We start from the raw sequence: 10968 nt of genomic DNA on the forward strand, positions 1-10968 counted from the left end.
TGCCAGGCGTGCGGCGCGGACCTGGCGGGCCGGTTCTGCGAGGCGTGTGGCCAGGACTCGATGGCCGTGGTGACGACCCCGCCGCCCGCAGCGGTCGAGCCCGCTCCCCCGGTGCCCGCCGACCGCATGCCGGAGGCGACGACGTGGACCGCGACGGTGACCGCCGACCGCGCGTACTACGACTCGGTGATGGCGGTCGACGGCCCGGACGCGTCGGGCATCACGTTCCCGGCGTACTGCCCGGACCGGCACTTCCCGTTGCAGGGCAAGCAGGTCAGCATCGGCAGGCAGAGCCGCAGCCGCGGCATCATGCCGGACATCGACCTGATCGGCCCGCCGGAGGACCCCGGCGTGTCCCACCTGCACGCGCTGCTGGTCGCACAGGCGGACGGCTCATGGTCCATTGTGGACCTGGACTCGGCGAACGGCACCGTGGTGAACGACGAGCAGAACCCGTTACCCCCCAACGCACCCAGACCGATGACCGAGGGCGACCGGGTGTACATCGGCGCGTGGACCAGGATCACGCTACGCCGCGCCTGAGGGTGCACGCCACGGCCCGCACGCGTGCCTGAGGCGAACCGACCGCCGATACGCCAAGATGGATGCCATGAGCATCGTGAAGATCAACGCGCTGACGGTCCCCGGGGAAATGCGCGAGAAGCTGGAGAAGCGGTTCGCGGCCCGCAAGGGCATGGTCGAGAGCTCGGACGGCTTCGAGTGGTTCGAACTGCTGCGACCGATCGAGGGCACCGACCAGTACCTGGTCTACACGCGGTGGCGCAGCGAAGAGGACTTCCAGAAGTGGATGTCGGAGTCGATGCGGCCCGGCGGCGGACACAGCGGCGGCGGCCAGCCCATCGCGACCGACTCGTCGGCGTGGTCGTTCGAGGTGATCCAGCAGACGGGCCCCAAGGACGCCTGACTAGTAGTCCAGTTCGAAGTCGCGGTGGTCGTCGGGGTCGACCGCCGCGACGAGCCTGTTCCCCGGCTTCAGGCCGGGGCCGTACCTGGCGTCGTGTTCGATCACGAACTCGGGCACGTCCGGGCCCTTGATCAGGAGCCGGACGCGGACCGTGGGATCCTCGCTGATCGGCTCAACGGACAGGACCACGGCGGTCGCGGGCAGGCCCACCTCGTCCAGGCGCAGCAGCCGCCGCTTGGCACGCCCGATACCGCGCCACACGGCGATGCCCAGCGGCAGCAGCACCACGGTGAGCACGATGCCGAGGGTGCCGCCGTGGCTGGCCGCGTAGACGATCGGTCCGGTGACCATCAACGCCACGGCGAAGAGGCGCAGGATCACGTTGTTGCCCCGGTTGGCCCCGTGTACTTCGACGAACCCGTCCTCCGCCATGCCGGCATCCTAAGCGGGTCGTGGGGTGCCGTGGGCCGGGTTGGCGCGAGTACCGAGCCTGGCAGGCGGCCCGGCCCTTGTTCCAGGACCGGGCCGCCGCCATGCCTATGCCACGGCCTCCAGCGCGGTGTAGTAACCACCGCGCTGGCCGGTGGCGTTCGGGTGGTAGGACTCGTCGACCGGCCAGGTGACGCTGTTGATCCACCGCGTGCCGGACGCGCAGATCTCGTGGCCTGCGAAGGCGCTCCGCGCGTCGACGAAGGTGAACCCGTAGGCGGCGGCGCGCCCGGAGATCACCGACGCCAGCACGTCGGCGGACTGGTTGATCGCGGCCCGCTTGGTCTCGCTCAGGCCGACCCAGCACGAACCGCCGAGCTGGTAGATGTGCGGATAGCCGAGCACGACCACCCGCGCGCTCGGCGCCCGGTTGCGGATCTGGGTGTAGACGTTGTTCAGGCGCCCTGGCAGGGTCGAGCGGGCGAAGTTCTGCGCGTCGTTGTTGCGGCTGACGCAGGTCGCGTCCGAGCTGGTGTTGCAGGTGACCATGACGTTGGCGAAGCCCGCGTCGTTGCCACCGATGGAGATGGTCACCAGCGCCGTGTCCGACGTGATCGCGGAGACCTGGTTGTTGAGCACGTCGCTGGTGACCGCGCCGGAGCACGCGACGAACGAGAACGCGGATGGCGCGTTCGCGTTCGCCCACAGCTGTGCGTAGGCGTTCGCACTGCGCTTGCAGCTACCGCTGCTGCCGTAGCTGCCCGCGCCGGTGCCGGACGAGTAGGAATCGCCGAGCGCGACGTACTTGCCCGCCGCTGCCGAGGCAGGTGCGGCGAGGCCGAAGGCCGTCGTCGCCGCGACCGCGACGACGAGGGCGGAGCGGAAAAGGGATCGAGGGAACCGCACTGGTACCTCCACGAGATGCAGGGTTTCCCGCTCATGATCCGATGTGGACGGCCCGCCGGGAAGCCACCCGACGGGCCTTACCGTTGCCATTTACCCAAGTAAAAGGAGTAATGGTCACTACCCCACGGACAAGCTGCCGTCACCTTGACGCACGCACGTCACCTGCCTGCTCCCCGTGACCGCCGCGCCGCCAAGGCACTGGCCGAGCACGCCGTAACCGTTCGCGTTGGGGTGCCACGACTCCTGGCACGTCTGGAAGTAGTCGACGCAGGTGCCCGCGATCCGCTGGATGTCGAGCTTGTCCTTGCCACCGAGGTCCGTCACGAACGTGCCGCTCGGGCCGTCCATCAGCCGGATGGGCGTGGCGAGCGCGTTACCCGGGCTGCCGTCCTGCTCGCACAGCCGCGCGCCGTCGAACGCGCTCTGAACGTTCAGGTACACGAGATCGTCGGCAGGGAACTCCGCCGACAGCGTCGCGTGCGAGGACTGCACGATCCGGCCAAGTGCCTGCGAGAACAGGTGGCCTGCCGCGAGGGTTCCCCGGTGTGCGGGGCAGCCGGCCGCGTACCGCTCCGCGCCGAGGTCGCGGAACTTGTCGCGGTCGTCGGCGCGGCCGTCCTCCTCGTGGTATCGCTGCGCGAAGTCGGTGGGCAGCGGGTTCGTGTAGTCCTGGAACACCACGCGGTGCTGCCCGTCGGCGTCCACCTCGTCCAAGGTGGTCAGCAGTGCCCGCAGCGCGTTCGTGGTCTCCGTGGTCGCCGCCGCGAACTCCGCTTCGGTCGCGAGGTCACCGAGCGTGCAGGGCTCCTGCGGCGGGTCGCCCGCCCAGAACTCCCACCATCCGGTCCACGCGTCCGCGATGAACCGGTTGGCGCACACCGAGACCGCGTCACCGAACGTGAACGAGCTGTTGTTCGAGCCGAGCCCGACCAGCACGAGGTCGATGTCGTGGGTCTGTGCCACCCCGCGGAGCTGGTCGAGCTGCGCGGCGACCGTGCGGCCCTTCTCCCTGCTCGCCGACGGGCTCGCGATGTCGTGCGGCTGACCGCCGGAGCACGCGAGGTTGAACCGGTCCTGGATGCCCGGCAGCGTCGCACGGTACAGCGACGCGTTCGGTGACCGGTGACAGAAGTAGGCGTTGTTGTTGGCCGCCGACCACCCGGGGAACCCCTGCGAGACACCGTTGAGGTCGGTCACGGCGGAGTAGCTCCCGCCACCTTCCCCGGAGATGAAGCTGTCGCCGATCGAGATGGCGGCAGTGGGCAGGGCGGTGGGTTCGGCGGTGGGTTCGGCCGCCGTCGCGGGCAGCACCACCGCGCCGACGGCGGCGACGGCAACACCGGCCGCCACCAGGTAACGCTTGAGCAGGGACATCACGGGCCTCCCGACCGGCCACAAATGTGAATAAGTTTCACGAGCATGACACCACTACGCGGACGTCCCGTCAAGATCGCGTGAAGATCAGGGGATCGTGACGGGACGCAACCACAATCCACCAGTCCTCCGTGCCGTTAGCCGGAAAGCGTCCAACACTTTTCATTCCGAGGAGGCGGATTGGTGCACTGCGGGTAGTGCCTGCCCGCCATCTGGCGGACTTTGCCACGCATAGGCGTGACAACGCGTGACAGAGCGCTGCGGACAGTGCACGGTGTAGTGCATGACCCAGCCCAGGGTCGACGACCTCTTACGCCGACTACTCGTGCAGTGCTCGCCGGAACAGGCAGCGACCGCAGGCGACATCGCCGCACGCTACCGCGCCGGCCTCGTGCTGACCGGCGCCAAACCGCGCAACACGGTCCGGCACTTACGCCGCACCGGCTACGACGGCCCGCTCCTCTGCGACGCGAGCCGTTACGCCGGTAACTACCCCCTCCGCGCGGGCGCGGGCCTGCGCAGGGCGTGGACAGCGGAACAGCACGAACTCGGCCTCGTCGCCCTCACCGACTCCGGCTACCTCGCTCCCGGCGACTGGCCGGGACTGCACCGGCTCCTCGCCGACGCCCGCGGCCACCCGGCCCCCCTGCTCGTCTCGCTGCCGCTCGGCGCGGGCTGGTTCGCCGTGCCTGCGTGGATCGACCGGCTCGTCGCCACGCTCAACAGCGCCCGCCTGCCGGTGGCGATCACGATCGTCGGCGACTCGTTCGCCACCCGGTACGTGACCCGCGGACTGGTCCGGCTCCTGTCCGTGACCGTGCCGGTCGTGCTGCTGCGGTCGGACATCGGGGCGCTCGGCGCGGTCTGCCACGGCGCGCACGCCGGCGCCCTCGCCACCACGTCCGGCCTGTTCGTGCCCGCGCTGCTCGGCCACCACCGGCCCGCCGTGCTCGCCAGGATCGTCGCGCGGACACCGGACCTGTCCGGCCGGTGGCCGTGCGACTGCCCGGAATGCGACGGCACCGTGCCGACCGACCTGCCCCCCGACGGGATCTACCGGCACTCGCTGCACGCCCAGCTGTCCCTCGGCGACCGGCTGCTGGCCCCTCGGCACGACGTCTCGGCCATGACCAGGTCGTGGCGGGTGCACTGCGACCAGGCGCTGTCGCTGCACGAGGAGATCGCCGGACTCATGCCGCCGTGGCCGGTGCCGACGGCGCTGCGCTGGTGGCTGGACGCCCAGCCACCAGCGGTCGGCGCGGCGGTACCCCAGCAGAACGCCTACGTGACCAGGCCGAGGCCACGCATCGACCGCCGCGCCCCGTAACCGCAGGACATGGGACCATCGGTGACACCATGACTCTCACCGACGTGCTCCCCGCCCGCACCGGATCCGGCGCCGACCCCGACGCGCTCTTCGACGCCTTCTCCACGTGGGCGGAAGAACGGGGCCTCACGCTGTACCCGGCGCAGCAGGAAGCGATGATCGAGATCGTCTCCGGGGCGAACGTCATCCTGTCCACGCCCACCGGCTCCGGCAAGAGCATGGTCGCCATCGGCGCGCACTTCACCGCCATGGCCAACGGGCAGCGCAGCTTCTACACCGCGCCGATCAAGGCGCTCGTGTCGGAGAAGTTCTTCGCGCTGTGCGAGATCTTCGGCGCCGAGAATGTCGGCATGATCACCGGCGACTCCAGCGTGAACGCGGCCGCCCCGATCATCTGCTGCACCGCGGAGATCCTCGCCAACATCGCGCTGCGCTCTGGCACGGCCGCCGACGTCGGCCAGGTGATCATGGACGAGTTCCACTTCTACGCCGAGCCCGACCGCGGCTGGGCATGGCAGGTGCCGCTGCTGGAACTGACCGGCGCCCAGTTCCTGCTGATGTCCGCCACGCTCGGCGACGTCACCCGCTTCCAGGAGGACCTGACCCGCCGCACCGGCAAGCCGACGGCGATCGTCACCTCCGCGGAGCGGCCGGTGCCGCTGTTCTACTCGTTCCGCCTCACGCCGCTGCACGAGACGATCGAGGAACTGCTCTCCACCAACCAGGCACCGGTCTACGTCGTCCACTTCACCCAGGCCGCCGCGCTGGAACGCGCGCAGAACCTGATGAGCATCAACGTCTGCACCCGCGAGGAGAAGGACCGGATCGCCGACCTCATCGGCAACTTCCGGTTCACCGCGGGCTTCGGCAAGACGCTGTCCCGCCTGGTGCGCCACGGGATCGGCGTGCACCACGCCGGCATGCTGCCCAAGTACCGGCGGCTCGTGGAGCGGCTCGCGCAGGCCGGGCTGATGAAGGTCGTGTGCGGCACCGACACGCTCGGCGTCGGCATCAACGTGCCCATCCGCACGGTCGTGTTCACCGCACTGTCCAAGTACGACGGTCAGCGCGTGCGACTGCTCAAGGCCCGCGAGTTCCACCAGATCGCCGGCCGCGCGGGCCGCGCGGGCTACGACACGGTCGGCAACGTGGTCGTGCAGGCGCCAGAGCACGTGATCGACAACGAGAAGGCGCTCGCCAAGGCCGGTGACGACCCGAAGAAGCGGCGCAAGGTCGTGAAGAAGAAGCCGCCGGAGGGCTCGATCGGCTGGGGCGAGCCGACGTTCCAGCGGCTCGTCGAGGCCGAACCGGAACCGCTGACGTCCAGCTTCGCCGTGTCGCATTCCATGCTGCTCAACGTGATCGGCCGACCCGGCGACGCGTTCACCGCCATGCGCAAGCTGCTGGAGGACAACCACGAGGACCGGCCTGCGCAACGCCGCCACATCCGCCGCGCCATCGCGACCTACCGGGCCCTGCTCTCCGCTGGCGTGGTCGAGCGACTGTCCGAACCGGACGAGACGGGTCGCTCGGTCCGCGTGACCGTGGACCTGCAGCTGGACTTCGCGTTGAACCAGCCGCTGTCGCCGTTCGCGCTGGCCGCCATCGAGCTGCTGGACACCGAGTCGCCGTCCTACGCGCTGGACGTGCTGTCGGTCATCGAGTCCACTTTGGAGGATCCGCGCCAGATCCTGTCCGCGCAGGAGCACAAGGCACGCGGCGAGGCCGTACAGGCGATGAAGGCCGATGGCATCGAGTACGAGGAGCGGATGACGCTGCTCGAACGCATCACCTACCCGAAGCCGCTGGCGGAGGAGCTGCTGAACGGGGCGTTCGAGACCTACCGGCAGGGGCACCCGTGGGTCTCGGACTACCACCTGCGGCCGAAGTCCATCGCCCGCGACATGTTCGAGCGGTCCATGACCTTCGTCGAGTACGTCGGCTTCTACCAGCTGGCCCGCAGTGAGGGCATCGTGCTGCGCTACCTCGCCGACGCGTACAAGGCGCTGCGGCAGACCGTGCCGGAGGAGGTCAAGACCGAGGAGCTTGCCGACCTCACCGAGTGGCTCGGCGAGCTGGTGCGGCAGGTCGACTCCAGCCTGCTCGACGAGTGGGAGAAGCTGACCAACCCCGACGACGACACGGTGTCCTCGGACGCCGACGAGCGCGTGCCCGCGGTGACGCGGAACGTGCGCGCGTTCCGGGTACTGGTGCGCAACGCGTTGTTCCACCGCGTACAGCTGGCGGCCGCCCGCCGGTACGCCGACCTCGGCGCGCTCGACGGCGAGGCAGGGTGGGACACCGACGCGTGGATGGACGCGCTGATGCCGTACTTCGACGAGCACGACGAGATCCGCACCGGCCCCGACGCCAGGGGCCCGAAGTTCCTGATGATCACCGAGCACGAGGACCGCTGGGAGGTCAGGCAGATCTTCGACGACCCGGCGGGCGACGGCGACTGGGGCATCGTCGCGGAGGTCGACCTGGCCGAGTCGGACGAGATCGGCGCGGCGGCGGTGAGGATCCTGGACGCCGGTCAGCCCTGACGGCCGACCGCGGTCGCGCCGACGGGGGTGAAGCGGAGGTCCGGGTCGTCGGACTGGACGAGACAGGCCAGGCGGTGGCCGAACAGCATCGCGAACCGGGCGACGTCGGCGACGATGTCGAGCACGGCCTGCGCGGTACGCGGGTCCCTGGCGGCGAAGTCGTCGTAGCCGGTGAACACGAGGACGGTGCCCGCCGTGTCCCGGTTCGCACCCACGATGTCACGCAGGCAGTCGCCGAACGCGTCGAGGTTGCCACCGAAGTGGTCGGGGAAACCGAGCCCCTGCTTCATGGCGGCGGCGAACCCGGCCTTGGTGGTCCAGGTCCGCGCGTCGAACCGGTGCACGAGGTATCCAAGGCCCGCGAGCTGGGACACGGTGTCGTCGAGGACCTCCTTCCGGTGGAAGAGGGTCACGGGACCGTTCTGGAACAGGCGGAAGTCCGGACCGGTGCCGTCGAGGTCGAAGGGTGCCACGGGGCCAGCGTAGTTACTCCAGCAGTGTGCGCACCTGGTCGTCGGGCACCTGCGTGAAGTCGTCGTACCACTGCCCGACCGCCGCGAACCGCCGAGGCCTTGACGGGCACACCACCTCGTCGGCCAGCGGAGCGAGTGCCGCCAGCGAGTCGGGCGGCGCGACCGGCACCGCCAGCACGACACGCGTGGCACCGAGGTGCCGGAGCACCCGCAGCGCCGCGAGGACGGTGGCGCCGGTGGCGATCCCGTCATCGACGAGGATCACGGTGCGCTCGCGCAGGTCCGGCCGCGGCCCGGGCCGCAGGGCCGATGCCTGCCGCAGGATCTCGGCCCGCTCACGCGCGACCTCGTCGGCCAGGCTCTCCCACGTCAGGCCGAGCTCACGGAGCACGGCCTCGTTCCGCACGGTGACGCCGTCCTCCCCGATCGCACCGACGGCCAGTTCCTCATGCCCAGGGGCGCCGATCTTCCGGACGAGCACGATGTCCAGCCGTGCGTCGAGCGCGGCGGCCACCTCGGCGGCGACGGGCACCCCACCCCGGGGCAGACCGACGACGACCGGATCCGCCGCGCGCAGGTGCCGCAGGCGCGCCGCCAGCACTCTCCCCGCCTCATGGCGATCTCGGAAGCGCATACCTCAGTGTCCCCCCATCCCCGAGGCGAAGCCGCACGAACACGTGCTGCCCCGGAGCGGGGTCGGCAAAGTCATGTACTCCGCCTTGAATGGCGCGCTCGGACGCAGCCGGTGTCCCGTCTTTCGGGTCGGTTGTGTTGCCTCCGGCGGCTCCTCGCCGGAGGGGCAGGTCTCCAGGATGGCGGGGGGGTTTGCAGGTTCGGTTGCGTTGGGTTCGGGTCTGCCTGCCATCCCGTCGACCTCCCAAGGGCTATCACGCCGCGTCAAGGGGGCCGGGTTTGGCATTGTTGTGTTTTGGTCTGTTTGGCCCCCTTGACACGGCGTGATCGGGCTTCGCCAGGTCGACGGGATGGCAGGGAGCCCCTTGGTGGCGGGCTTCCGCCCTTCGGGCGCCCCTTTCGGGGCGCTGGGCAACGCATCCTGCGGGTGCTATGCCCCGAAAGACGCTTTCGGGGCATAGTTGGCGCCACGAAAGCCGATTTTGGGACGTTCAACGCCCTGAAAGGCGCTTTCGGGACATCGCGCCTGTCCGCCACCTCTGACGGAACGCCGCTGGGGGCGGGCGCTGCGCGCCCGCCCCCAGCGAAGCGGGCTTGACCAGGCCGACACCCATCGCACGACCAGATAACCAAGCAGAACATCGGTGGATTCAGGCTCAACGTCCTGAAGCGGCTTTCGGGGCACTGGGTTCGCACCCCGCGGGTCGGGACGCCGGACAAACCGGCGGGCTGAGCCGCGGTCCGCGCGGCTCAGCCCGTCGATACGGTGACCGGGCCCCGGTCCGTGAGGCCCGCCACCGGCTCAGGATGGATCGGCCACCGGCTCCTCATCGGCAAGCGAGTCCAGCTCCTTGTCCCGATCCCGGCGAACCTTCCACAAACTGGCCACCGTGGTGACAGCAAGCGTCCCCACGATGATGCCCAGCGACGCGACAATCGGGATCTCCGGCGCCCAGGAAACACCATCATGGTGCAGCGCCTCGGAAATCAGCTTCAGCCCGATGAACCCGAGCACCACGGACAACCCGATCGACAGGTACACGAGCTTGTCCAGCAACCCGCCGATGAGGAAGAACAGCTGCCGCAACCCCATCAACGCGAAGGCATTGGCCGTGAAGACGAGGTAGGGCTCCTTCGTCAACCCGAAGATGGCGGGAATCGAGTCGAGGGCGAAGAGCAGGTCGGTGGTCCCGATCGCGACCATCACGATCAGCATCGGCGTCACCATGCGCCGCCCGGAGACCTTGACCGTCATCCTGGCACCCTCGTACCGGTCGGTGGCGGGCACGACCTTCTTGACGATCCGGAGCATCGGGTTCTCTTTGAACTCGTCCTCATCGTCGTCCTTGTGCACCATCAGCTTCCACGCGGTGTACACGAGGAACGCACCGAAAACGTAGAAGAGCCAGTCGAACCTGGTGATCGCCTCGTAGCCGACGAGGATGAAGATGCCGCGCATGACGAGCGCGATCACGATGCCGATCGACAGCACCTTCTGGCGGAACTCGCGAGGCACCGCGAACGCCGCCATGATGATCACGAAGACGAACAGGTTGTCGACCGAGAGCGAGTACTCGGTGATCCAGCCCGCGAAGAACTCGCCGCCGTACTGGGGGCCCGCGGTCAGCAGCACGCCGAGTCCGAAAAGTACGGAAAGGGCGACGTACACCCCGATCCACGCCGTGCACTCGCGCATCGACGGGTCACGGGGGTTGCGTGAGATGAGGTAGAAGTCGACGAAGATGACGGCGGTGAGACCGATGATGGTCACCACCCACAACCATGCCGGGACGTTCATCTAGCCACCTTTCGGCGCGCAGGAAGAACCCACCGGTGCACCTGGCTGGTGCATCGGCGAGTTTCCCGGGAATTACCGGTGGGTCAGCGCACCGAGGTGCGTGCGCTCGGCTTTCGGCCCCGTGCGGCCTTGCGCCGCTCCGCGGCCTCGAACATCGCCCGCGCGTGCTCAGCGTACCTGAGGTACACCGCCCGGGCGTCCGGGTCATGCGCGGCGAGACGCTGCCAGTACCTCGGCGCGACCCGCTCGTGCAGCCACAGGAACCCGATCGCGAACCCGGCACTCACGATGCCCTGGTAGGCCAGGAAACCGAACGGGTCCACCGGCAGACCTGGCTCACCGGTGAGGATCAGCCGGGTGAGCACCTCGTGCAACAGCCGCGCGAGGGGGAACCCGACCAGCCAGTACACCGCGGCGGGCGCGAACCCACCGAGCCGGATCTTGCCGCGGATGAGGAGCATCGTGTACCCCGCGCCGACCAACCCGAGCGGGACGCCAAGGGTCAGCGCGGAGACCAGCGCCCACCCGGCGGGCTGGCCGACGAACGCGGCCAGCCC

Annotated in this window: 11 protein-coding genes; 4 read left to right on the forward strand and 7 right to left on the reverse strand. The window is 69.3% G+C overall.

Annotated elements, in window-relative coordinates; all coding sequences use genetic code 11:
* Window positions 1-543: FHA domain-containing protein (locus tag WBA97_RS31630; RefSeq protein WP_424234629.1), on the forward strand; the 543-nt coding region annotated here is incomplete at its 5' end.
* 67 nt (window positions 544-610) lie between these two features.
* Window positions 611-925, forward strand: a complete 315-nt coding sequence (locus tag WBA97_RS31635; RefSeq protein WP_424234630.1) for an antibiotic biosynthesis monooxygenase family protein — start codon at window positions 611-613, stop codon at window positions 923-925.
* Here the strand turns inward: WBA97_RS31635 and WBA97_RS31640 are convergent, their stop codons facing one another.
* From WBA97_RS31640 to WBA97_RS31650, 3 genes are all read right to left on the reverse strand, one after another.
* Window positions 926-1357 (reverse strand): hypothetical protein, encoded by a 432-nt coding sequence (locus tag WBA97_RS31640; RefSeq protein ID WP_424234631.1) that lies wholly within the window; start codon window positions 1355-1357, stop codon window positions 926-928.
* 105 nt (window positions 1358-1462) lie between these two features.
* A complete protein-coding gene (locus WBA97_RS31645) occupies window positions 1463-2260 on the reverse strand; it encodes an SGNH/GDSL hydrolase family protein (RefSeq protein ID WP_424234632.1) in 798 nt (265 codons plus the stop codon).
* A 117-nt stretch (window positions 2261-2377) separates the two neighbouring features.
* A complete protein-coding gene (locus WBA97_RS31650; protein ID WP_424234633.1) occupies window positions 2378-3634 on the reverse strand; it encodes a hypothetical protein in 1257 nt (418 codons plus the stop codon).
* A 283-nt stretch (window positions 3635-3917) separates the two neighbouring features.
* Here WBA97_RS31650 and WBA97_RS31655 point away from each other — a divergent pair, with 283 nt between their 5' ends.
* Window positions 3918-4961: a hypothetical protein gene (locus tag WBA97_RS31655; RefSeq protein ID WP_424234634.1), complete on the forward strand. Its 1044-nt coding sequence runs from the start codon at window positions 3918-3920 to the stop codon at window positions 4959-4961.
* Between the two features lie 29 nt (window positions 4962-4990).
* Window positions 4991-7507, forward strand: a complete 2517-nt coding sequence (locus tag WBA97_RS31660) for a DEAD/DEAH box helicase (RefSeq protein WP_424234635.1) — start codon at window positions 4991-4993, stop codon at window positions 7505-7507.
* Here the strand turns inward: WBA97_RS31660 and WBA97_RS31665 are convergent.
* The 4 genes from WBA97_RS31665 to WBA97_RS31680 all read right to left on the reverse strand — a co-directional run.
* Window positions 7498-7980 carry a barstar family protein gene (locus tag WBA97_RS31665; RefSeq protein ID WP_424234636.1) on the reverse strand — a complete coding sequence of 161 codons (483 nt, stop codon included), beginning with the start codon at window positions 7978-7980 and terminating at the stop codon, window positions 7498-7500. The genes WBA97_RS31660 and WBA97_RS31665 overlap by 10 nt on opposite strands.
* A 13-nt stretch (window positions 7981-7993) precedes the next feature.
* Window positions 7994-8581, reverse strand: a complete 588-nt coding sequence (locus WBA97_RS31670; protein WP_424234637.1) for a phosphoribosyltransferase — start codon at window positions 8579-8581, stop codon at window positions 7994-7996.
* An 834-nt stretch (window positions 8582-9415) separates the two neighbouring features.
* The gene (locus WBA97_RS31675) at window positions 9416-10411 is read right to left on the reverse strand and encodes a TerC family protein (RefSeq protein ID WP_424234638.1); all 996 of its coding nucleotides are present in this window, start codon (window positions 10409-10411) and stop codon (window positions 9416-9418) included.
* Between the two features lie 83 nt (window positions 10412-10494).
* A partial coding sequence (locus WBA97_RS31680; RefSeq protein WP_424234639.1) for a hypothetical protein occupies window positions 10495-10968 on the reverse strand: 474 nt, incomplete at its 5' end.

The organism is Actinophytocola sp., assembly GCF_049647105.1.
Classification (GTDB): Bacteria; Actinomycetota; Actinomycetes; order Mycobacteriales; family Pseudonocardiaceae; genus Actinophytocola.

What these genes read in the sequence shown, in the direction of transcription:
- WBA97_RS31635 (WP_424234630.1), top strand. Translation starts at nt 611, where the DNA reads ATGAGCATCGTGAAGATCAACGCGCTGACGGTCCCCGGGGAAATGCGC.
- WBA97_RS31640 (WP_424234631.1), bottom strand. Translation starts at nt 1,357, where the DNA reads ATGGCGGAGGACGGGTTCGTCGAAGTACACGGGGCCAACCGGGGCAAC.
- WBA97_RS31650 (WP_424234633.1), bottom strand. Translation starts at nt 3,634, where the DNA reads ATGTCCCTGCTCAAGCGTTACCTGGTGGCGGCCGGTGTTGCCGTCGCC.
- WBA97_RS31655 (WP_424234634.1), top strand. Translation starts at nt 3,918, where the DNA reads ATGACCCAGCCCAGGGTCGACGACCTCTTACGCCGACTACTCGTGCAG.
- WBA97_RS31660 (WP_424234635.1), top strand. Translation starts at nt 4,991, where the DNA reads ATGACTCTCACCGACGTGCTCCCCGCCCGCACCGGATCCGGCGCCGAC.
- WBA97_RS31675 (WP_424234638.1), bottom strand. Translation starts at nt 10,411, where the DNA reads ATGAACGTCCCGGCATGGTTGTGGGTGGTGACCATCATCGGTCTCACC.